20 protein-coding genes are annotated in these 22591 nt (G+C 69.5%); 11 read left to right on the forward strand and 9 right to left on the reverse strand.

Annotated elements, in window-relative coordinates; genetic code table 11:
• Positions 1 to 29: 29 nt before the first annotated feature.
• Entirely contained in the window at positions 30 to 740 is a 711-nt protein-coding gene (locus ACWEQQ_RS27390) for a GntR family transcriptional regulator (protein ID WP_452350248.1), read from the reverse strand.
• A gap of 41 nt (positions 741 to 781) precedes the next feature.
• On the reverse strand, positions 782 to 1132 hold the full coding sequence (locus tag ACWEQQ_RS27395; RefSeq protein WP_379387206.1) for a hypothetical protein: 351 nt from the start codon (positions 1130 to 1132) through the stop codon (positions 782 to 784).
• A gap of 107 nt (positions 1133 to 1239) precedes the next feature.
• Between ACWEQQ_RS27395 and ACWEQQ_RS27400 the strand changes: the two genes are divergently transcribed.
• Complete coding sequence (locus ACWEQQ_RS27400) at positions 1240 to 2205, forward strand: quinone oxidoreductase family protein (protein WP_452350249.1); 966 nt, start codon at positions 1240 to 1242, stop codon at positions 2203 to 2205.
• An 8-nt stretch (positions 2206 to 2213) separates the two neighbouring features.
• Here ACWEQQ_RS27400 and ACWEQQ_RS27405 read toward each other — a convergent pair whose 3' ends face one another.
• The gene (locus ACWEQQ_RS27405) at positions 2214 to 2822 is read right to left on the reverse strand and encodes a TetR/AcrR family transcriptional regulator (protein WP_452350250.1); all 609 of its coding nucleotides are present in this window, start codon (positions 2820 to 2822) and stop codon (positions 2214 to 2216) included.
• Positions 2823 to 2902: 80 nt separating this feature from the next.
• On the opposite strand from ACWEQQ_RS27405, the gene ACWEQQ_RS27410 reads away from it, so the two are divergent.
• The 3 genes from ACWEQQ_RS27410 to ACWEQQ_RS27420 all read left to right on the forward strand — a co-directional run bounded on the left by ACWEQQ_RS27410 (position 2903) and on the right by ACWEQQ_RS27420 (position 7035).
• A complete protein-coding gene (locus ACWEQQ_RS27410; RefSeq protein ID WP_452350251.1) occupies positions 2903 to 4369 on the forward strand; it encodes an FAD-dependent monooxygenase in 1467 nt (488 codons plus the stop codon).
• A 215-nt stretch (positions 4370 to 4584) separates the two neighbouring features.
• Positions 4585 to 5961: a hypothetical protein gene (locus tag ACWEQQ_RS27415; RefSeq protein ID WP_452350252.1), complete on the forward strand. Its 1377-nt coding sequence runs from the start codon at positions 4585 to 4587 to the stop codon at positions 5959 to 5961.
• 207 nt (positions 5962 to 6168) lie between these two features.
• Positions 6169 to 7035, forward strand: coding sequence for an alpha/beta fold hydrolase (locus ACWEQQ_RS27420; protein ID WP_452343151.1), 867 nt, complete (start codon positions 6169 to 6171; stop codon positions 7033 to 7035).
• A 5-nt stretch (positions 7036 to 7040) separates the two neighbouring features.
• On the opposite strand, the gene ACWEQQ_RS27425 is transcribed toward ACWEQQ_RS27420, so the two are convergent.
• Positions 7041 to 8270, reverse strand: a complete 1230-nt coding sequence (locus ACWEQQ_RS27425; protein ID WP_452350253.1) for an FAD-dependent monooxygenase — start codon at positions 8268 to 8270, stop codon at positions 7041 to 7043.
• 304 nt (positions 8271 to 8574) lie between these two features.
• Positions 8575 to 9528 carry a TauD/TfdA dioxygenase family protein gene (locus ACWEQQ_RS27430; RefSeq protein ID WP_452350254.1) on the reverse strand — a complete coding sequence of 318 codons (954 nt, stop codon included), beginning with the start codon at positions 9526 to 9528 and terminating at the stop codon, positions 8575 to 8577.
• A 72-nt stretch (positions 9529 to 9600) separates the two neighbouring features.
• Between ACWEQQ_RS27430 and ACWEQQ_RS27435 the strand changes: the two genes are divergently transcribed.
• Positions 9601 to 10197: a TetR/AcrR family transcriptional regulator gene (locus tag ACWEQQ_RS27435; protein ID WP_452350255.1), complete on the forward strand. Its 597-nt coding sequence runs from the start codon at positions 9601 to 9603 to the stop codon at positions 10195 to 10197.
• Between the two features lie 33 nt (positions 10198 to 10230).
• On the opposite strand, the gene ACWEQQ_RS27440 is transcribed toward ACWEQQ_RS27435, so the two are convergent.
• Together ACWEQQ_RS27440 and ACWEQQ_RS27445 are read right to left on the reverse strand one after the other, a co-directional pair.
• Positions 10231 to 10872, reverse strand: a complete 642-nt coding sequence (locus ACWEQQ_RS27440) for a dihydrofolate reductase family protein (protein WP_452343155.1) — start codon at positions 10870 to 10872, stop codon at positions 10231 to 10233.
• Positions 10873 to 10960: 88 nt separating this feature from the next.
• Positions 10961 to 11899: a heme o synthase gene (locus tag ACWEQQ_RS27445; protein WP_452350306.1), complete on the reverse strand. Its 939-nt coding sequence runs from the start codon at positions 11897 to 11899 to the stop codon at positions 10961 to 10963.
• A 433-nt stretch (positions 11900 to 12332) separates the two neighbouring features.
• Between ACWEQQ_RS27445 and tkt the strand changes: the two genes are divergently transcribed.
• Genes tkt through pgl form a run of 5 tightly spaced genes read left to right on the forward strand, consistent with a single transcriptional unit; the run spans position 12333 to position 18810 of the window.
• Complete coding sequence (tkt, locus tag ACWEQQ_RS27450) at positions 12333 to 14477, forward strand: transketolase (protein ID WP_452350256.1); 2145 nt, start codon at positions 12333 to 12335, stop codon at positions 14475 to 14477.
• A 5-nt stretch (positions 14478 to 14482) separates the two neighbouring features.
• A complete protein-coding gene (gene tal, locus ACWEQQ_RS27455; RefSeq protein ID WP_452343157.1) occupies positions 14483 to 15613 on the forward strand; it encodes a transaldolase in 1131 nt (376 codons plus the stop codon).
• Between the two features lie 2 nt (positions 15614 to 15615).
• Positions 15616 to 17178 (forward strand): glucose-6-phosphate dehydrogenase, encoded by a 1563-nt coding sequence (gene zwf, locus ACWEQQ_RS27460; protein ID WP_379387192.1) that lies wholly within the window; start codon positions 15616 to 15618, stop codon positions 17176 to 17178.
• Complete coding sequence (opcA, locus tag ACWEQQ_RS27465; protein ID WP_452343159.1) at positions 17175 to 18083, forward strand: glucose-6-phosphate dehydrogenase assembly protein OpcA; 909 nt, start codon at positions 17175 to 17177, stop codon at positions 18081 to 18083. Before zwf ends, opcA begins: the two co-directional genes overlap by 4 nt.
• Positions 18076 to 18810 (forward strand): 6-phosphogluconolactonase, encoded by a 735-nt coding sequence (pgl, locus tag ACWEQQ_RS27470; RefSeq protein WP_452350257.1) that lies wholly within the window; start codon positions 18076 to 18078, stop codon positions 18808 to 18810. The genes opcA and pgl overlap by 8 nt, the downstream gene beginning before the upstream one ends.
• An 89-nt stretch (positions 18811 to 18899) precedes the next feature.
• On the opposite strand, the gene ACWEQQ_RS27475 is transcribed toward pgl, so the two are convergent.
• Positions 18900 to 20306, reverse strand: a complete 1407-nt coding sequence (locus tag ACWEQQ_RS27475; RefSeq protein WP_452350258.1) for a wax ester/triacylglycerol synthase domain-containing protein — start codon at positions 20304 to 20306, stop codon at positions 18900 to 18902.
• 320 nt (positions 20307 to 20626) lie between these two features.
• Between ACWEQQ_RS27475 and ACWEQQ_RS27480 the strand changes: the two genes are divergently transcribed.
• Positions 20627 to 21421 carry a hypothetical protein gene (locus tag ACWEQQ_RS27480; protein WP_452350259.1) on the forward strand — a complete coding sequence of 265 codons (795 nt, stop codon included), beginning with the start codon at positions 20627 to 20629 and terminating at the stop codon, positions 21419 to 21421.
• A gap of 59 nt (positions 21422 to 21480) precedes the next feature.
• Here the strand turns inward: ACWEQQ_RS27480 and ACWEQQ_RS27485 are convergent, their stop codons facing one another.
• The gene (locus ACWEQQ_RS27485) at positions 21481 to 22545 is read right to left on the reverse strand and encodes an Lrp/AsnC family transcriptional regulator (protein WP_452350260.1); all 1065 of its coding nucleotides are present in this window, start codon (positions 22543 to 22545) and stop codon (positions 21481 to 21483) included.
• Positions 22546 to 22591: the final 46 nt, after the last annotated feature.

Raw genomic sequence — 22591 nt, forward strand, 5'->3', positions numbered from 1 at the left:
CGGCGGCTCGTTCATTGTCGGCAGGCCGGTCAGCTGTCCTCGGCCGAGACGGTCATGTAGACCTGGTACCGATCGGCCCGGTACCAGGACTGCGCGTGCTCCACGGCCCGGTCGCGCGAATAGGAGATCCGGTCGAAAGCCAGTAGCGGCGAACCGGTTTCGGTGCCCAGCCAGCCCGCGTGCCGCTCGTCGGCGGCCACCGCGCGCACGCTCTGCTCGGCCCGGTCGATCGGGCAGTCGTACTCGCGGGAGAACAGCGCGTAGAGCGACTGCGTCAGTTCGTGATCCAGCAGTTCCGGCAGCAGATCGGCGCGGTACCAGCCGTCGTCGATGGACATGGGCAGCCCGTCGGCCAGCCGCAGCCGAACCAGGTGGTACGCCTTGGTATTCGCGGTCAGCCCCAGCGCCGCCGCCGAGGCCGGGGGCGGCACCGCATGATCGGTGTGCAGCACCACTGTGCTCGGGGTGCGGCCCAGCCGGCGCATGTCGTCGGTGAACGAGGCCATGTGCAGCCGGGAGCGGGCCACCCGCTCGGCCACGAAGGTGCCCTTGCCGGGGACGCGGGTGATGACGCCTTCGGATTCGAGCTGGCCCAGGACTTCGCGCACGGTCATGCGGCTGACCCGGTAGTCGTCGCACAACTGGCGTTCGCTGGGCAGCATCTCACCGGGACGCAGATTCGCGCACAGGGTGGTGAGCGCCGAACGCAGTTGCGCTTGCTTGGTCACGCGCCCTGACACGTCGATCCGGTCCTTTCCGCCCCCGCCGGCTGCGGGCGCGGTCACTTCTCGTTGCGCGCCTTGGGGAATCGCTTCTGGTGTGCGACCCAGCCTGCCATCTTGGCCCAGTGGCCCTTCGCCGGGGTGACCTTGGAGATGAGCTCGCGGTCCCACTCCTCGGTCTCGGACAGGCCGTTCACGGTCTCCACGAGGGACTTGGCGGCCGCCATGGACCCGACGACACGGTCGCCCAGGACGCCGTCGGCGCCGACCAGGGTGATGCGGACGCCGACGCGGCCGATGGGCTGCAGCACCGCGGTCGCGGAACCGCCGTGCTCGGCGACGAATCCCTTCACGGAATCCACGACGGACGGCGACAGCTTCTCGGATGCCGGGGCGGTGGTAGCGCTCATGCGCTGCAGTTTACCCACGGGTAATTCAGCGTCCATGAACCGCCGCACATCTCACACTCCGCGAGCCGCCGCGCACCGCGTAGCCGCGGCGATGTAAGACTGATTCCATGCGCGCCATCCAGGTTTCCGAGCACGGCGGTCCCGAAGTCCTGCGGTACGTGGAGGTGCCGGACCCGCAGGCCGGGCCCGGGCAGTTGCTGGTGCGGACGCAGGCGAGCGGAATCAACTTCATCGACACCTACATTCGGACCGGGCGGTACCCGCAGGCGGTGCCCTACATTCCGGGAGCCGAGGGCAGCGGTGTGGTCACCGCGGTCGGGCCCGGCGTCACCGAGTTCCGGGTCGGGGATCGGGTGGCGTGGGCGGCCGCGCCGGCCAGTTACGCCGAGCAGGTGGTCGTGCCTGCGGCCGTGGCGATTCCGGTGCCGGACGGGGTGGACGCGCCGGTGGCGGCGTCGGCGTTGTTGCAGGGCATGACGGCGCACTATCTGATCGAGTCGATCTACCGGCCCGAGCCCGGCGAGAGCGTGCTGGTGCACGCCGGGGCCGGTGGTGTCGGGCTGATCCTGACGCAGCTGCTGGCGGCGCGCGGGGTCCGGGTGATCACCACGGTGTCGACCGACGACAAGGAGAAATTGTCGCGGGACGCCGGAGCGGCCGAGGTGCTGCGCTATGACGAGGACATCGCGGCGCGGGCACGGGAGCTGACCGACGGGGCGGGCGTCGCCGCGACCTATGACGGCGTGGGCGCCTCCACCTTCGAGTCCAGCCTGGCGGCCACCCGGATTCGCGGCATGGTGGCGCTGTTCGGCGCGGCCAGCGGGCCGGTGCCGCCGTTCGATCTGCAGCGGCTCAATCCGCTGGGCTCGCTGTTCGTGACCCGCCCGACGCTGGCGCACTACACCCGGGATCGGGCCGAATTGCTGTGGCGCGCAGGCGACATCATGAACGCCATCGCCGACGGCACGCTGCACATCCGGGTCGGCGGCAGCTATCCGCTGGCGCAGGCCGAGCAGGCGCACCGGGATCTGGAGGGACGCCGGACCACCGGTTCGATCGTGTTGGTGCCCTGAGGTTTTCGTCAGTCGAGATCGCGGCCGGTGAGGCCGCGGTAGACGAATCGGGTGAGGGCGTCCACGGCCTGCTCGTCGGTGAGCGCCAGACCGCCCTCCTCCACCGCCTGCAACAGGCCGGTGGCCGAGACGAACATCATCGCCAGGCTGGCGTCGGCGGAGCCGGGTAGGCGCAGGCCGGCGGGGACGAAACGGTCGAGGTGGTCGGCCACCTCGTCGCGCTGCTCGGTGGCGAAACGCGCTGCGATGCGGGCGAAGTCGTCATTGACCAGGGCCGCCTGCTGGACGGCGCGCAGCACCGGCCAGTTCGTGCGGGCGAAGGACCAGTAGCTCGCGATGTGATAGCGCACCGACTCCGGGTCGGTGAAGTCGGCGGTGTGCGCCGGGTCCTCGGCGGAGGTATCGCTCTCGTCGGCAAGGTCTTTCAGCAGCGACTGGAGCAGCTCCTCCTTGCTCGCGAAGTGGTTGTAGAACGAGCCCGCGGCCCGGCCGGCGGCCGCGGTGATGTCGGTGATCTTGGTGTTGAGGTAGCCGCGGTCGGCGAACAGCCGCCGGGCGGCGTGCTTGAGCGCCTGTTCGGTCTCGGCCGACTTCTCACTGCGGCGGGCTGCCACCATCCACCTCCTTGACAGCGGAAGGTACCACCCACAATACTGAATTTGCATTCAGTGAATTTCGATTCAGCATTGGAGTTGCCATGAATCCGCAGGTCCTCGTCGCGGGAGCCGGGCCGACCGGGCTCGCCCTCGCCATCGATCTGGCGCGTCGCGGCATCGGGGTCCGCATTGTCGACAAGGCCGGGGAGTTCTTCGCCGGGTCGCGCGGGGACGGGCTGCAGCCGCGCACCCTCGAGGTGTTCGACGATCTCGGGGTGCTCGACGCGGTGCTCGCACAGGGCGCGCCGCAGGCGCCGCTACTGGTGCACCTGGACGGGCAGTTCGTGATGGAGCGGCGGATGAGCGCCTGGCGGGAGCCCACATCCGCGGTGCCGCACCCGAATCCGTGGGTACTGGCCCAGGCCGACACCGAGCGGGTGCTGCGCGAGCGGCTGGCCGAGTTCGGGGTCCGTGTCGAAACAGCCACGGCCGTGGCCGATTTCAGCGCCGACGGCGACGGGGTGATCGTGCTCCTCGAGCACGCGGGTGCGACCGAGACCGTGCGGGCCCGCTATCTGGTCGGTGCGGACGGCGGGCGCAGCATCGTCCGCAAGACGCTGGGGATTCCCTTCGAGGGCACCACCGACGAGTCGATCCGCATGCTGCTCGGGGACGTGTGCGCGGATGCGCTCGATCACTCGGTCGGGTACTGGTTCGCCGATTCCTCCTCCCCCATGGACGGCATCGCACTGATGCCGCTGCCGGGTGGGCGGAAGTTCCAGTTCGCGACCGGCCTGAACACCGAGTCCGGTACCGAGCTGGCGGACCTGCAGGACCATCTCACGCGGCGTTCCCGCCGTGACGACATCATCCTCAGCGACCTGACCTGGTCGACGGTGTGGCGGCCGAATGTCCGTCTCGCACAGCGGTATCGGGCCGGGCGGGTGTTCCTGGCCGGGGACGCCGCGCACGTGCATCCGCCGACCGGCGGGCAGGGGCTCAACACCGGCGTGCAGGACGCCTACAACCTCGGCTGGAAACTCGAAGCCGCGCTGCGCCATCCGGGGCCCGCGAGCGACGCGCTGCTGGACAGCTACGAGTCCGAGCGCCGCACCGTGGCCGCACGGATCCTCGGGTTGAGCAGCGAGCTGCTCGACAAGACCGTGAAGGGCGATCCGGATGCCATGGATCGCGAGGGCACCCATCAGCTCGACATCAGCTACCGGGACACCGGCGACGACGCGGCGGGGCTCCGGGCCGGCGATCGCGCCCCCGACGCACCCCTGGTCGATGCCAACGGAAAGACCGTGCGGCTGTTCGACCTGTTCCGCGGTCCGCACGCCACGCTGTTGCTGTTCGGCGCGGACGCGACGGCCGATCAGGCCGGATCCCCCGCGACGGACCTGCGGACCGTGCGCGTGGTGCGGCCGGAATCCGCCTCCGGCAATGGTGAATTCACCGACGCCGCGGGGGACGCGCAGCGGGCCTACAACGCAGCCGACGACAGCTGGGTGCTCGTCCGTCCCGACGGATATGTCGGATCCCGTAGCACGCCTACCGAGCGGTAGCTGCCGGAGTTCACATTCCGGGCGTAACGGGGCGAAAGCCCCTGGGATCCCGAGTCCCGGGCCGACCGTGCAGAATGATCATGCTGCCGCGCAAGACGATTCGCTGAGACCGTACATTTTCGGCCACACGAGGGTGCCGCGACCCCGTAAGGTGGTCGCGGCGAGGGTTCGGGCGGCCGGCAGGTAGAGGCGCATCGGTCAGAGGTGGTTCTGGGATGTTGGTGAAGGTCCGTAACGACGACCCGTCGCGGCTGTCGAGCACCGAACGCACCGTGGTGAACTGGCTCAAATCCTGGAGCGGGCCGCACGCCGTTCCCGGTATCGCGGTCGTGCAGTGCCAGGACGCCGATGTGGTGGTGTGGACGCCGCAGACCTGCGTGGTGGTCGGCGTGCACGGGTTCACCGAGCGGGTGACCGGGACCCTGGCGTGCGCACAGGATCAGCCGTGGACCGTGGACGGCAAGCCCGCACCCATCGACGGGGACGCCGATCCGCTGGAGCGGGTGCGCCGCCAGACCGTGGACCTCGCCGGGCAATTGCGCTCCGCACCGGGACGCGAGCATGTACCGGTCAGCGGGCTGGTGCTGCTGGTGCCGCAGCTGGGCAGTCGCGTGAAACTGGAGAAGGGCGCGCTGCCCACCGGTATCGACGTGCTGATCGGCGACGGACCGTCCTCGCTGCGCGCCTATTTCACCACGCTGGCCGAGGGCGCCCCGGCGTCGTGGGATGCGGGACAGGTCGGGCAGGCGCTGGGGGCGCTCGGCTTCGCCGCCGCCGCAACCTATTCCGATCTGGTATCGGAGGGATTCCCGGTACCGGACTCGGCACGCGACGCTCCCCTGCCGTTCGCGAACCGGCCGACCGAGGTGATGGTGCCGTCGGTCCCGTCGGTGCCCGTCCATTCCGGCGAGGGCACGGGCGGGAGCGGCCCGGCCGAGCCGGGACCCGCTGCCGAATCCGCGAGCGGCGGTGATCGTGCTGTCGTACAGCAGGATCCGGCGCGCCGTAGCGTGGGCAGTGCCGCCGCGGCCGCGATCGCGGGTGCTACCTCGGCGACCGCGGCCGAGCGGGCCTACCGCGCGCTGGCGGGCAGGTCCGAGCCGAAGGCGCCGAGCCGGGGCACGCCACCGCCTCCGACACCGATCCCGGGCGCGGCGCCGGCCGGGCGGCCGACGCCGCCCACCCAGCCCCTGCCCGCACCGCCCGGTGCGCCGCAGTTCGGGCAACCGCCGCAGCCGCGTCAACCCGCGCCGCCCGGTTTCGGGCCGGGCCCCCAATCCTGGCCGCAGCCCGGTCCTTCCGGTCCGTCGCAGGAGCGTGAGAGGTTCCCGCTGTGGAACGATCGGCAGGCCACGAGCGGGACCGGGCAGAAGCGTCGCAAGGATCTGTCGATCATCGGCGGCCTGGTGCTGGCGGTGATCATCCTGGTGATCGCCATCGCCTGCACGGGCCGGACCACGCCCACGCCCAGCAAACAGCAGCCGCCGCACTCCACGGTCGTCCAGGCGACCACCACGACGCATTCGGTGGACCCGACGCTGCCGTCGACGACCATCGCGCCCGCCTGTTTCCCGTTGCAGCCCTGCAACTGACCGCTCCCCCGCGCCGGAATCCGGTGCGGGGCTGGGGAAGCCGGAAGGTCTCCACCCCGGCCGTGGTGCCGAGGATCAGCACGCCGTTCCCGACCGCGGGGGTGGCGAAGTGCGGAATCGGCCCGGTTCCGGGCTGTACTCCGCCATCGTGACACACCGCCGCGGAGTCACCGATGAATTCCGCCGCGCGGTACCGTCCCTACCGATATGACAGCACACATCCTCGAAACACCCGAAGCCGATCTCGCCTACGACCTGCTGGGGCCCGCGCCGTCCGCGAGCGCGCACCGGCCGCTCATGATGATCGGCCAGCCCATGACCGCCGACGGATTCGCCACGCTGGCTTCGTATTTCCCGGAGCGGACCGTGATCACCTACGACCCGCGCGGGCTCGGCCGCAGCGTCCGCAAGGACGGGCGCACCGACAATTCGCCGACCGTCCAGGCCGAGGATGTGCACGCGCTGATCACCGCGCTCGGCGTGGGCCCGGTGGACCTTTTCGCCAGCAGTGGCGGCGCGGTCACCGCGCTGGCCCTGGTCGCCGCGCATCCGGACGATGTGGCCACACTGGTGGCGCACGAGCCGCCCATGATCCCGGTGCTGCCCGACGCGGCGGCTGCCGAGCGCGCCCGCGCCGCGGTCCGCGACGCCTACCAGGCCAAGGGATCCTTCGCGGGCATGGCGGCGTTCATCGCCTGGACCTCGTGGCAGGGCGAGCTCACCGACGCCTACTTCGCCCAGCCGCCGGCCGATCCGGCCATGTTCGGCATGCCCACCATCGACGACGGCACCCGCGGCGACCCGCTGCTGTCGGAAGCCTCCTGGGCGGTGACCGACTATGCCCCCGATGTCGCGGCGCTGCAGGCGGCAAGCACGCGGGTGCTGATCGCCGTGGGCGAGGAGTCCAAGGGCGTCTTCACCGGCCGCACCGCCGAGGCCACCGCGGCCATCCTGGGCAGCAGCCCGGTCGTGTTCCCCAGTCACCACGGCGGATTCACCGGTCCCGACGGCGGCTACCCGGGGCAGCCGGAGGCCTTCGCCGACCGACTGCGCGAGGTCCTCGACGAGAGCTGACGGGCTCAGACATAGTCCGGCAGCGGATATTCGCCCTGTTTGCCGATCAGATGGGTGAGCAGGGCGCGCGCCGGGTGCAACGGTCGCGACACCAGCACCCGCATCAGGATCTGCATGATCGCTACGCCGCGGCGGGTTTCGGGATGGCGGAGCCGCACCGATTTCTCGGTGCCCTTCTGCACCTCGGTCACCAGCGGCCGCAGTATCTGCTCGTATCGATCGAAGGCCCGCTCGAAATCCGCAGGCGCGCTGCAGAGTTCACCCGCGAGCAGGTACGCGCCGATCAGCGCGAGCGCGGTGCCCATACCGGTCATCGGCGATCCGCAGTAGGCGGCGTCGCCGAGCAGCACCACCCGGCCCTGCGACCAGCGCGGCATCCGGACCCGGGTCACCTCGTCGAAGTAGAAGTCGGGCGCCGCGGGCATGGCGTCCAGAATCGCCGGAATCACCCAGCCGTAGCCGGTCAGCCGTTCGCGAATCAGGTGCTGCTGCACCGTGATATCTCCGCGCAGGGCGGGATCGGCGGGTACCCGGGTGGAGAAGATGGCCATCGAGGTCGCCGGATCCGGATCGGGCCGCAGTGCGACCATGCTGCCCGGCACGGGCAGCACCCCGACCCAGCCGGTTTCCAGACCGGTGCCCGGCGGCGTCGGAATGGTGAAGAAGGCGATGTAGGCCCCGAGATACTCGGCGTACCGTTCCTCGGGGCCGAACACCCGTTCCCGCAGAGCCGAATGCAGTCCGTCCGCGCCGATCACCACATCGAACTCGTCCGTCGCGCCGGAGGCGAACCCGACCTTCACCCCGTCGCCGTCCTGCTCCAGCTCCTCGACCCATTCCCCGTACCGATAGTCGAGTACCCCGGATTCCGCAGGCAGACCGGCGATCTCGTCGAGCAGCACCTGATTGAGCTCGCCGCGGGCGATCTCGATATCGGCGACGATCCCCTCGCCGCCGAACATCTCCGCCGGCATCCGGGACCGCTGCCGGCCCGCCTCGTCGACGAACACCATCCCCCGCTCGTCGAGCTGCCGCTTGCGGATCCCCGGCATCAGCCCCATCCGCTCGGCCACCTTGCGGCTGGGCCCGCGCAGGTCGACGGCCTGCCCACCCGGCCGCGGGACCGGCGCCCGCTCCACGACGGTGACGGCCGCCCCGCCCCGCAACAGCTGCAACGCGACCGCGTTCCCCGCGATCCCGCCGCCACACACCAGAATTCGAACCGGCCGAGACATGCCGAACCCTCCCTCGCAGTGCTTTCGGTGAAGACGACGTTCCAGGAGTCGAGCCATGTCAGTGTTCCAGCGAATTCCCAATCGGATCAATCGATTATCCGCCGCTCCCCACGCCACACCGGCACCGGCCACCTCTCGGGTGTGCCTGTCTCGGTAGAGCTACCACCGGTCTTCGGGCGACTCCCAAAGCCCGGGGCCGGGTCGGTTGATCGACTCGAAAGGCGAAGGGCTGCTAGCGGTTACGTGCCCAGAGTCGCCATCCGTACGGTCGCCCGTCGCTCCGATCGGCGGGCGACCCCGGGGGTCAGCGGCTGGGCCGCGGGCCGATGATGGAGGCGCGCTCCATGATCCGCACCTGCGGCCAGTAGTCGCTGGCGGCGTAGTGCTGGACCGCACGGTTGTCCCAGAAGGCGACCGTGTCGGGTTCCCAGTGCAGACGGACCTGGTGTTCGGGGGCGTCGGCGGCGCGGCACAGGCGATCGATGAGAGCGCGGCTCTCGTCGAGGTCGAGGCCGTGGATGTGGTCGGCGAAAACGCGGTTGACGTAGAGGTGTTTGCGACCGGTGACCGCGTGTGTGCAGACCACGGGGTGGCGGACCGCCGGATGCTCCGCGCGCATCCTCTCCCGCTGTTCGTCGTTGAGCGTATGGCCGAAGGCGCGCGTGAAATCGTGGACGGCGTCGAGGGTTTCGATGCGTGCGCGGGTCTCGGCGTCGAGTGCGGCGTAGGCGGCGTACATGTCGGCGAACAGGGTGTCGCCGCCGATCGCCGGAACCGAGATCGCGTGCAGGACAGCGCCCATCGAAGGCTGCTCGCGCCAGGTGACGTCGTGATGCCAGGCGTTCTCGAATCCGCTGACCTGAGCGCTCTTCTCGAACCGGACCAGCTCGGGGCAGTCGGTGTTGGAGGGGATGAAGGGGTGGACCTCGAGCTCGCCGAAGCGGCGCGCGAAGGCCACGTGCTGCTGCGGGGTGAGCGGCTGGTCGCGGAAGAACAGCACCTTGTACTCGTGCAGCGCCCGCCGCACCTCGGCGATCACCGCGTCCGGCTGCTCTCGGGTCAGATCGATGCCGGAGATCTCGGCGCCCAGCGTGGCACCCACCGGGCGGGCGTCGAAACTCTGCCAGCGCAGCTCGGCCAGCCGGTCGCGTTCGGCGGCGAGGTGGGTGAACGGGCCCGACCACACCGGATATCCAGGGAGCTGAACGGTTCGGGGCGCGATACCGGTGGCGGGGTCTTTGTCGGCGATCACAGTCATGACGGTCTTCCTTCGCTGATCGAATGGACCTGTAGTCAATTGACTACACCTGATGTGCGCTACTGTAGTCGTATGACTACACCCGCCGCAAGGACTTCGCCGGACGAAGGCGGACCGCTCGGACGCGACGCCGTCGTCTCGGCGGTGCTCACCCACGCTGCCGACCTGTTCGCCGAGCGCGGCCCGGCCGCGACCTCCATCCGCGATATCGCCGACCGGGCCGGGGTCAACCACGGATTGGTCTTCCGCCACCTCGGGGCCAAGGACAAGGTGGTGACGGCCGTGCTCGATCACCTGGCCGCCGAAACCGCGGCACTCGCCGCGGCGGGCGTGCTCTCACCGGACGACCCGCGCCTGCGCCGGCACTGGAGTGTGCTGGCCCGTGCGATCCTCGACGGCTACCCGGTCGGGCAGATGCAGAGCCGGTTCCCGGTCATCGAATCCCTGATCGATCAGGCTCGGACGCAGCACGCCGACGACCGGGACGCCGCCCTGGCCGTCGCGAATGTGGCCGCGTTCATGCTCGGCTGGCAGCTGTTCGAACCGTTCCTGCGCAATGCGGCCGGACTCGACGACATGCCGACCGAGCAACTGCGGCGAGCCGTCGGTACCGACGCGGCGGCGATCCTGCGCGGTCCGCTCCCCCGCCCCGGCACCGCGAGTGAATGAGCCGGTGCGCGAACAGGTGCTGCGCGCCCGGGCTTATTGCCTGGTGAACCAGAGGTGGGTGACGGCCCTGGTGCTCATCAGGTCCGACAGGCGGTAGCCGGGCAGGGTGCCGAGGTCCTGGAACAGCCGTTCGCCGGATCCGAGCAGGATCGGGACCTGCACGACGTGCAGTTCGTCGATCAGGCCCGCCGCCAGGAACTGGCGGATGGTGCCCGCGCCACCGCCCAGGCGGACATCCTGACCCCCGGCCGCCTCGCATGCCTGCTTCAGGACGGCTTCGGGGGTGTCGGAGACGAAGTGGAAGGTGGTGCCGCCCCGCATCGCAAGCGCAGGGCGGGGGTGATGGGTCATGACGAAGGTGTCGTGGTGATACGGCGGGTTGTCGCCCCACCAGCCGGTCCAGGAGTGGTCGGGCCAGTCACCGCGGATCGGGCCGAACATATTGCGGCCCATGATGGTGGCCCCGATACCGTGGTCGCCCGCGCCGAGGAGATCGTTGTCGGCGCCGGGGTCGCCGCCGCTCTCGCCGATCATCTCGCGGCCGTATCGGGTCCGGAAGACCCAGTCGTGCAGGCGTTCTCCGCCGATCCCCAGCGGGGCGTCGGGGCCCTGATCGGGTCCGGCGGCGAAACCGTCCAGGGAGACGGCGAAATTGTGGACGCGAAGTTTCGGCATGACGCGGTCCCCTCGGGTGAGTGGGCGGCGGTTCCGCCCCTACCCTGTCATCGAACGGCCGGAAGCCGAATCGACACGCGCGCCGGGATCAGCCGAAGAGGGTGTGGCCGATGGTGTGCCAGCCGAGCACCGAGTCGACGGCCAGGCCGCAGAACACGACGGCCAGATAGTTGTTGGACTGCAGGAACAGTCGCAGGGGCTTGACCGATTCGCCCTTGCGCACACCCGAGTACAGCTGGTGGGCCATGAGCAGGAACCAGGCGCCGGCCACCAGCGCGACGGCGGCGTAGATCACACCGGCGGCGGGGACCAGGGCGAAGGTGGCCAGGACGGTCAGCCACGTGTAGATGACGATCTGCTTGGTGACCGTCTGCTCGGTGGCGACGACCGGGAGCATCGGCACGCCCGCGGCCTTGTAGTCCTCCTTGTACCGCATGGCGAGCGCCCAGGTGTGCGGCGGCGTCCAGAAGAAGATCACCAGGAACAGCACGATGGCGGGCCAGCCGATGTTTCCGGTCACCGCGGACCAGCCGACCAGGGCGGGCATGCAGCCGGCGGCCCCGCCCCACACCACGTTCTGCGAGGTCCGGCGCTTGAGGCCGAGGGTGTAGACGAAGACGTAGAACAGGATGGTCGCCACGACCAGCGCGCCCGAGAGCAGATTGGCCTGCCACCACAGCCAGGCGAAGGAGGCCAGGCCGAGGGTGACGCCGAAGACGAAGGCATTGCGGGTGGGCACGGCCTCGCGGGCCAGCGGACGCTTGGAGGTCCGCTTCATCACCTTGTCGATGTCGGCGTCGGCGACGCAGTTGAGGGTGTTGGCGCTGGCCGCGCCCATCCAGCCGCCGAACAGGGTGACCAGGATGAGCCGGATGTCGACGTGGCCGCGGTCGGCCAGCAGCATGGTGGGAATCGTTGCGACGAGCAGCAATTCGATGACCCGGGGCTTGGTCAGCGCGATGTAGGCGAGCACCCGCCTGGCCGCCGCCGACAGCGGGCCGCTGCCCGTGACACGGTCGGCGAGCACCGCCCCGGAGGAGCCGTGAGCGCCACCCGGCTGTTGCCCAATCCCCACTGTTTCTCCTCGCACGCCGTGCATTATCCGATCCGGTCTGGAACTAGCAGCGCGCTCTGCCGATCTCCAGACACAGCCCAGTGCGGCGCGGCCACTACTACAGAGCATGGTAGACCCACGGCGACCATGCTCCCGACCAGGTCCACCCCGGCGCGGCCCGAGACCGGTTCGCGATGCGTACACCGGGTAGTCACGAACAGGTCCGGGAAACGCCACGAACCAGAGACGCGGCGGGCAGTGATTGCGGGTTCCCGTATGACCACGAAACGCCGCCCTTTAGGGTGGTTGTAGATCGGTGCGGCCGCGTCGCACCCGGATCGAACGCAGCGAATCCCCCGCCGCCCACAACCGCATCGTTGACGAGAAGGTCAGGAGAACCTCGGTCGTGTCAGTCACAGACGACATCCGCGCGCTCACTCAGCCGAACCACCCCACCGACTGGACCGATCTGGATACCAGAGCCGTCGATACGGCACGGGTCCTCGCCGCCGATGCGGTCCAGAACACCGGCAACGGCCATCCGGGCACCGCGATGAGCCTTGCCCCGCTGGCCTACACGCTGTTCCAGCGTGTGATGCGGCTGGATCCGAGTGATCCGGCCTGGGCGGGCCGCGACCGTTTCGTGCTCTCCTGCGGTCACTCCAGCCTCACCCTCTACATCCAGCTGTACCTGGCGGGCATGGGTCTCGAGCTGACCGACCTCGAGCACCTGCGCAAGTGGGGTTCGCTGACCCCGGGTCACCCGGAGTACCGCCACACCGACCACGTCGAGATCACCACCGGCCCGCTGGGCCAGGGCCTGGCGTCGGCGGTCGGCATGGCGATGGCGGCGCGGCGCGAGCGCGGGCTGTTCGATCCCGAAGCGGCACAGGGCAAGTCGCCGTTCGACCACTTCATCTACGTGGTGGCCTCCGACGGTGACATGGAGGAGGGCGTCACCTCCGAGGCGTCCTCGCTGGCGGGCACCCAGCAGCTGGGCAACCTGATCGTCTTCTACGACGACAACAAGATCTCCATCGAGGACGACACCCGCATCGCCTTCACCGAGGACACCGCCGCGCGCTACCGCGCCTACGGCTGGCACGTGCAGACCGTCGAGGGCGGCGAGGACGTGACCGGCATCGAGGCGGCCGTCGCCGCGGCGCAGGCCGTGACCGACAGGCCGTCGATCGTTCTGCTGCGCACGATCATCGGCTACCCGGCCCCGAACAAGATGAACACCGGCTCCTCGCACGGCGCCGCGCTGGGCGCCGACGAGGTCGCGGCCACCAAGAAGATCCTGGGCTTCGACCCGGAGAAGAACTTCGACGTGGACGGCGCGGTCATCGCGCACTCGCGCGGCAATGTCGCCGACCGCGCCAAGGCCGTGCGTGCCGTCTGGCAGGAGCAGTTCGACGCCTGGGCCGTCGCCAACCCGGAGCACAAGGCGCTGTTCGATCGTCTGCAGGAGCGCCGCCTGCCCGAGGGCTGGGCCGAGACCCTGCCGACCTACGAGGCGGACCCGAAGGGCATGGCCACCCGCAAGGCGTCGGGCAAGGTGCTCGCCGCGCTGGCGCCGGTGCTGCCGGAGCTGTGGGGCGGTTCGGCGGATCTGGCCGAGTCCAACAACACCACCATGCCGGGCGTGCCGTCGTTCGGCCCGGAGTCCATCTCCACCGGTGCGTGGAAGGCCAACCCGTACGGCCGCACCCTGCACTTCGGTGTGCGTGAGCACGCGATGGGCTCGATCCTGAACGGCATCGCGCTGCACGGACCGACCCGTCCGTACGGCGGCACCTTCCTGGTGTTCTCCGACTACATGCGCCCGGCCGTGCGCCTGGGCGCGCTCATGCGCACCCCGGTCACCTACGTGTGGACCCACGACTCCATCGGCCTCGGCGAGGACGGCCCGACCCACCAGCCGATCGAGCACCTCGCCGCGCTGCGCGCCATCCCGGGCCTGAACGTGGTCCGCCCCGGCGACGCCAACGAGACCACCTACGCCTGGCGCACCATCCTGGAACGCGATAGCGCCGAACGGCATTCGCACTTCCTGGTCTCCGAGCCGCCGCACCAGGACGGCCCGTCCGCGCTGGCCCTGACCCGCCAGGACCTGCCGATCCAGGAGGGCACCAGCTACGAGGGCGTCCGCAAGGGCGGCTACATCCTGGCCGAATCCTCCACCGCCGCACCGCAGGTAATCCTGATCGCCACCGGTTCGGAACTGCAGCTCGCCGTCGAGGCGCGCGCTACGCTCGAGGCACAGGGCGTCGGCACCCGCGTGGTGTCCATGCCGTGTGTGGAGTGGTTCGACGCGCAGGAGCAGTCCTACCGCGACGAGGTCCTCCCGCCGTCGGTGCGGGCCCGCGTCTCGGTGGAGGCCGGTATCGCGATGCCGTGGCACCGTTTCACCGGTGACGCCGGTGAGAACGTGTCCATCGAGCACTTCGGTGCCTCGGCCGACTACAAGACGTTGTTCCGCGAGTTCGGCATCACCGCCGATGCCGTCGTCGCCGCTGCCACCCGCTCGCTTGCCAAGGTGAAGGGATAGTCCTCATGACCCAGAACGCGAACACCGCGGCCCTGTCGGCCGCCGGGGTTTCGGTGTGGCTGGACGACCTGTCGCGTGATCGCATCAAGTCCGGAAATCTCCAGGGCCTGATCGACTCTCGCAATGTCGTCGGTGTCACCACCAACCCGACCATTTTCCAGGGCGCGCTCTCCAAGGGCCACGCCTACGACGAGCAGGTCACCGAGCTCGCCGCCCGCGGGGCCGATGTGGATTCGGCCATCCGCACCATCACCACCGATGATGTGCGGGCCGCCTGCGACGTGTTCGCCGAGGTCTTCGCCGCGAGCAACGGCGTCGACGGCCGGGTTTCGATCGAGGTCGACCCGCGCCTGGCCTTCGACACGGACGGCACGGTGGCCCAGGCCATCGAGCTGTGGAAGATCGTGGACCGGCCCAACCTGTTCATCAAGATTCCTGCCACCGAGGCCGGTCTGCCGGCCATCACCCGGGTGATCTCCGAGGGCATCAGCGTGAACGTGACGCTGATCTTCTCGGTGCAGCGCTACATCTCGGTGATGGGCGCCTACCTCGACGGTCTGCGCAATGCCGCGACCGCCGGGCACGACATCGCCAAGATCCAGTCCGTCGCCTCGTTCTTCGTCTCCCGCGTGGACACCGAGATCGACAAGCGTCTGGAAGCCATCGGCACCCCGGAGGCGCTGGCATTGCGCGGCAAGGCCGGAATCGCCAACGCGCAGTTGGCCTATGCGGCCTACCAGGATGTGTTCGACGGCGGCAAGCACACCGACGTCTACGCCAAGCTGGCGTCGGCGGGCGGCAACAAGCAGCGCGCGCTGTGGGCGTCGACCGGTGTGAAGAACCCGGAATACCCGGACACCATGTACGTCACCGACCTGGTCGCCCCCAACACGGTGAACACGCTCCCGGAGAAGACCCTCGAGGCGGTCGCCGACCACGCCGAGATCGTGCCGAACGCGGCCGTCGGCAAGGCGGCCGAGGCGCAGGCGATCTTCGATCAGCTGGTCGCGGCCGGTGTCGACCTGGACGACGTGTTCGGTGTTCTCGAGACCGAGGGCGTCGACAAGTTCGTCGCCTCCTGGCAGGAACTGCTCGCGGCCACCACCGAAAAACTGCAGGTCGCGGGAGGAAACTGACGGTGGCAGGCGCGGCGACGACGGTCGCGACGCCGAATCCGCTGCGCGATTCACGCGACAGCCGGGTTCCGCGCATCGCTGGACCGTGCAACGTGGTGATATTCGGCGCAACCGGCGATCTGTCGCGCCGCAAAGTGCTGCCGGCCATCTACGACCTGGCGAACCGGGGGCTGCTGCCCCCGGGCTTCTCGCTGGTCGGCTTCGCGCGCCGGGACTGGACCGATGAGGACTTCGCGAACCTGGTTCACGAGTCGGTGTCCTCCTCGGCGCGTACTCCCTTCCGGGAGGAGGTGTGGCAGCAGCTGAAGGCGGGTCTGCGTTTCGTTCGCGGCACCTTCGAGGACGACGCGGCCTTCCACAAGCTGGCCACCACCCTCAAGGATCTGGATCGGGATCGCGGGACGGGCGGCAATACCGCCTTCTACCTGTCGATCCCGCCCAGTGACTTCCCGATCGTGCTCGAACAGCTGTCGAAGAACGGACTGGCCAAGCCCTCGGATTCGCCTGCGGGACAGCCCGATCCGTGGCGGCGGGTGGTGATCGAGAAGCCCTTCGGGCACGACCTGAAGAGCGCCCAGGAGCTCAATGCCCTGGTGAACACGGTGTTCCCGGAGCGTTCGGTGTTCCGCATCGACCACTACCTGGGCAAGGAGACGGTGCAGAACATTCTGGCGCTGCGCTTCGCCAACCAGCTGTGGGATCCCATCTGGAACGCCAACTATGTGGACCATGTGCAGATCACCATGGCCGAGGACATCGGCCTGGGTGGTCGCGCCGGCTACTACGACGGCATCGGCGCGGCCCGCGACGTCATCCAGAACCATCTGCTGCAGCTGCTGGCGCTGACGGCCATGGAAGAACCGGTGAGCTTCCAGCCCAAGCAGTTGCAGATCGAGAAGATCAAGGTGCTCTCGGCGACGAAACTCGTCGAGCCGCTGGACGAGACGACGGCGCGCGGCCAGTACACCGCGGGCTGGCAGGGCAGTGAGCCGGTGGTGGGCCTGCTGCAGGAGGAGGGTTTCGACCCCAACTCCCGCACCGAGACCTACGCGGCCATCACCCTGGCCGTGGAGACCCGCCGCTGGGCGGGCGTGCCGTTCTATCTGCGCACCGGAAAACGGCTGGGCCGCCGCGTCACCGAGATCGCGGTGGTGTTCAAGCGGGCCCCGCACCTGCCCTTCGACCAGACCATGACTGAGGAGCTCGGTCAGAACGCGCTGGTCATCCGGGTGCAGCCGGATGAGGGCATCACCATGCGATTCGGGTCCAAGGTGCCCGGGTCGTCGATGGAGGTGCGCGACGTGAACATGGACTTCAGCTACGGCGAGGCCTTCACCGAGGACTCCCCCGAGGCCTACGAGCGGCTGATCCTGGACGTGCTGCTCGGGGTGCCGTCGCTGTTCCCGGTCAACGAGGAGGTCGAATTGTCCTGGCGCATCCTCGATCCCGCGCTCGCGCACTGGGCCGAGACCGGCAAGCCCGACCCGTACGAGGCGGGCGGCTGGGGCCCGGAATCCGCCGACGAGATGCTCGCGCGCAGCGGGCGGGAATGGCGGCGGCCGTGATCATCGACATGCCCGACACCGACACCCGCGAGGTGTCGAAACGTCTTGTGCAGCTGCGGGAATCCAATGGCGTGGTGACCATGGGGCGAGTGCTCACCCTGGTGGTGTGCACGCTGGATAGCTCCGAGGCCGAGGACGCCATCGACGCCGCCAACGACGCAAGCCGGGAGCACCCGTGCCGGGTGATCGTGCTGGCGCGCGGTGACCGCATGGCTCCGACCCGGCTGGATGCGCAGATCCGCGTCGGCGGTGACGCCGGGGCGGCCGAGGTGATAGTGCTTCGGCTGCAAGGGGATCTGGTGCCGCACGAGTCGAGTGTGGTGATCCCGTTCCTGCTGCCCGACACCCCCGTGGTGGCGTGGTGGCCGCGGGGCGCGCCGGAGTTCCCGTCCAAGGATTCGGTGGGCCGCCTGGCGACGCGCCGCATCACCGATGCGACCTTCGCCTCGGATCCGCAGGAGACCATCAAGGGCCGGCGGCAGTCCTACGCACCCGGCGACACCGATCTGGCGTGGAGCCGGGTCACCTACTGGCGGGCGCTGCTGGCGGCGGCGCTGGACGAGGCTCCGTTCGAACCCGTTGAGTCCGTGACGATTTCGGGCCTGCAGGAAGAGCCGGCGCTCGACATGCTGGCGGGCTGGCTGGCCGCGCGGCTGGACTGCCCGGTATTGCGGCGCACCGGCGAACTCAAGGTGGAGATGCACCGGCCCACGGTGTCGATCTCCATTGCGCGTCCACAGCACGGCCGCACCGCGACGCTCACCCGGACCGGGGAACCCGAACAGCATTTCGCGCTGGCCCGTCGCGAGACCAAGGACTGCCTGGCCGAGGAACTGCGCCACCTCGACGCGGACGACATCTACGCCGAGGCCCTCACCGGAATCGAAAGGGTGACCTATGTCTGAGCCCGCCGTCGAAACCTTCGCCACCACTGACGAACTCGTGCAGGCCGCGGCGGCGAAGTTCGTCGCCCAGGTGGTGGAGGCGCAGCGTCTGCGCGGCTCCGCCTCGGTGGTCCTGACCGGTGGCGGCACCGGTATCGCCCTGCTGGAATGGGTCCGCAAGGCCCCCGGCGACATCGACTGGTCCAAACTCGACGTCTTCTGGGGCGATGAGCGTTTCGTCCCCACCGGCGACGCCGAACGCAACGAACTCCAGGCCCGCCAGGCCCTGCTGGACCATGTCCCGGTCGACCCGGCCCGCGTGCATCCCACCGAGACCTCCAGCGGCGACTACCCCGACCCGCTCGAGGCCGCCGGCGAGTACTCGGCCACCGTCCACGCCCACCTGGCCGAACACGGCGCCTTCGACCTGCACCTGCTGGGCATGGGCGGTGAGGGCCACATCAATTCGCTGTTCCCCCACACCGTCGCCACCCGCGAGGAACACGAACTGGTTGTGGCCGAAACCAATTCGCCCAAGCCACCCGCGGTCCGCATCACCCTGACCCTCCCCGCCATCCGCAAGTCCCGTCACGTGATGCTCATCGTCTCCGGCGAGGCCAAGGCCGCCGCGGTAGCCGCCGCGCTGAGCGGAGCGTCCCCCCTGGACATTCCGGCCGCCGGCGCGATCGGCACCGAATCCACCACGTGGCTCCTCGACGAGACCGCCGCCACCGACCTTTCCCACTGAACTCGGCCCTGCACAGGGTAAACCGCATTGCCAACTGACCACCCGGTTTCTCGTGTCCTCGAGTCGTGACGACCGGGTCGGCTGACCCCTCAGGGAACGTGGGCGGTTCTGTCCGCATGCTCCGACAGTGCCGGTTCGGCGGGCGGGCGGTCCGCGTCGGCGAGCCGCAGGACCGTCTCGAAACCCGTTGCAAGGCAGTCGGTCAGCAGGGCGGGGTCGGGAACGGCAGCGGTGTCGGTGTTGATACCGACGCAGCAGATGCCGGCATGGGTGGTGAGGGTGATGTTGAAGGCGGTGCCGATGGTGGGGCCGAAGGCGTACATGCGGTCTATGCGGGCGCCGGCGAAGTAGAGGGGAACCGGAGAGCCGGGCACATCGGAGGCGACGAAATCGATGTGCTTGAGCATGCCGGTGACGAACGTGACGGGGAGGCGGTTCAGAGCAGCCGCGATCGCGCCGGAGAGCGGGATGGCGGGTTCCCGGCGCTCACCGGCGATGGCGGTGTCGAGGGTGCGCATCAGGTCGGCGGTTTCGGGGATACCGAGCGGGAGTGCGAAGCGGAGCAGCGTGATTCGGTTACCGCCGAGCGGGTCGTCGGGGCGGCGCAGGCTGACGGGCATGGTCAGGCGCAGGTGATCGACGCCGGTGCCCAGACGGCCGTGATAGGTACGCAGGCCGATCAGCACCGCGGCGAGGAAGGCATCATTCATGGTGCAGTCGGCGGCGTGGGCGGCACGGTGCAGGTCATCGGCTGGGACGTCCAGCACCATGAGGTGGCGGCCGAGGCCGCGCCCGGTCATCACCGGGGACAGGGTCGCGGTCACCGGGCTGACCAACCGGGCCACCGAGGCCGCCAGGTTCACACCGTCGCGCACGGCGCGCACCGGGTTCGACAGCGCGCGCCGGGCGAGAGCCGGCACGCCGGACAGCCCCGCACGGGCCAGCGCGACGCCGACGCTCCAGTTCCAGGCCGCGATATCACGGAGCCCGCCGCCGGGTCCGGCGGGAATCTCGGGCAGCGCCCCGCGGTCGGAGCCGGCCCGGTCGAAGTCGAGGATCTCGGTGGCCAAGCGGATTCCGCCGATGCCGTCGGTGAGGCTGTGATGCAGGGTCAGCACCACCGCGCTTCCCCCGCCGGACATGCCGTTCAGCACGGTCATCCGCCACAGCGGGCGGATCGGATCGAAGGCTGTCATCGCCTCGGTGCCCGCGAACTCGAGCACGGTGGCCAGATCCGCCGGCCGAACCAGCGCCGCCCGGCGCAGGTGCCAGTGCACGTCGAAGTGCGGGTCGTCGGCCCAGCGCGGCGGTGCCAGCCCGAACGGCACCGGCACCGGCCGCTGCCGCAGTTTGGGCACCACCCGGGTGGTGCGATCGACGATGCGCACCAGGCGATCCCACTCGGGCTCGGTGTCCAGCAGCAGCACCGTGACGATTGTCGAGCGGAGCACCGGGTCCTGTTCCATGCTCCATGTGAACAGATCCGACTGCGACATGTGAGTTTCCCGTGGCCCCATCGCCGATCACCTCGAACGCCTTGCCTCGCGTACCGCGCGGCATCCGGTTCCCATCTGAGAACGCTATCGCGGGTCCCGGCGAGCAAATAGGGTCCATCGCCGACGACCGCATGGGCTAAAGACACCTGACCCACGGACCACGACACCACCCGGCTGCCGGGGCCGGCCACCGGCTCGAGCCGTGCGTGAGCCGACGCCCCGGGTTCGGAATCGGGTAGTTCACTACTCGCGAACTCGGGGCCGGATCAGCCTAGCGTCGGGCGCAGGCGTCGAAAGGTTCGGCGTGTGAAGGGGAAGCGATGATCGACATCATCACTCTGCGGGGTACCGGGGAGCAGCGGAACAGCGACGGGACGCCGGCGGGCATGCTGCACGATGTCGCCAAGCTGCTGGATACGGGGAAGTTCCAGTGTTTCGAGCCGGATTGGCCGGCATCGATCGGGCCGGATCCGGATACGTGGGGACCGTCACTGGACACCTCGGTGCGGTTGGGGGTGGCGGCGGGGGTCAAGGCGTTGCAGGATTCGCCGAATCTGTGTGGGCTGATGAGTTATTCGCTGGGCGGGATCGTGGCGAGCACGATTCTGCAGGGGGTGCGCGCGGGAATCTACACCAATGTCGACGGGTCGCCGTTGGAGATCGCGTTCGTGGTGAATATCGCCAATCCGATGCGGCGGGCGGGACAATCGGTCGGGAATCTGTGCCCGGCAACGACGTACGGGCTGCACGGGCAGCGGGGGGCATGGCCGCTGGGGATGGATGTGCGGGAGTACGCGAATCCCGGCGACATCATCACCGCCTCCCCCGCCGATTCGCCGCTGCGGGCCATCGATACCGCGATTTCGCCGTTCTCGTTGATCGAGGGGGCGCGGATCGGGAATCTGACGCCGGTGATCTTCCACGAGCTGCTGGAGTTCCTGATGCAGAATCCGGTGGCGAACCTGAATCGGTACGAGGCGGCGGTACGGGGGCTGATCGGGTATCTGACGCCGTGGCCGGACGGGCAGCACGTGCTGTATTCCGGGCACAATATGCCGGGCACGGGCATGCTGTGGACGACCCATGCGGCGGAGTACCTCAACGCGAACTTCTGAGACGTCGCAGCCGAGAGTTGGCGTCGAACTGCCGTGCGCCGGTGACAGATTGCCGGTTCTCAGTGCGAATTATCCTGTGCCGGTGCAGTTTCCCGCCAGATATCGGGCGGCACCACGACACGGGAGCGGCCGTGGCGGTCGAGGATGCGGCCGAGCAGTTTCTCGTGCCGCAGGGTGATGGTGCGTTCGGTGACCACGAGCTCGGGATGCAGCGTGGCGATCTGGTTTTCGAAGCGGGTGACCTCGGCGACCGAGTGCAGTCCGGCCTGCAGCACCAGATTGTGGGTGCCGCTGACGGCGGCGCAGTTGCGGGTCTGCGGGAGCCGGATGAGCCCGTAACCGATCTCGGGCAGCGCGGCGGTGGGCGCGGTCGCCCAGAAGGTGACCGCGACCGGCCAGCCGCCCAGCGGGCGCGCGAAATCGCAGCGGAAGCTGAGCAGTCCGAGCCGGGTGAGCTCGTCGATACGGCGTTTGACGGTGGAGGCACTGGTGCCGAGGGCGGCGGCGAGGACGCTGTGCGCGGCGCGGCCGTCGCGGGCCAATGCGCCGATGAGGGCCCGGTCCAGCGGGGTGACGCGGCGGCCGCGATCGGCCCCGGCCGGTGCCGGCGGGGTGCGCAGCTGGTCGCGCTGGCCGGGGGCGAGGGCGTCGATGCGCCAGCTGCCGCCCTCGGCGAACCAGTGGGTCACGATGCGGGTGCGCACCGCCGCGATGTGCGGGACGGCGGGCAGCACGTCGAGGGTGTAGCGCGACATCTGCCCGAAATCGCCGGTGGCCACGGTGGCGAGAATGCGATTGCTGCCGCCCGCGCGTTCCAGGGTGAGCATGTGCGGATGCGCGGCCAGGGTGGCGACCACCGCATCGGTCTGCCCTGCGGCGCAATCGATGTCGACGAAGGCGGCGCACAGCAGATCGAACACCGCCGGGCCGGGTGAGACGCTGATCCAGGCCTCGCCGCGGTCACTGAGCCGTTGCCAGCGGCGGGCCACGGTCACCGGATCCACGCCGAGCACCCGCCCCAGGTCGGTCCACGACGCCCGGGGCCGCAGCTGCAGGGCGTGGATGAGCGCGAGCTCCTCCTCGGTCAGCCGCCTGACGTCATCCTGCACGGTCCGAAACTCCATGCTCGTATCCTGCGATTCACCGGTGTCCGATGCCCAGTCTTGCACA

The organism is Nocardia sp. NPDC004123 (assembly GCF_053603795.1).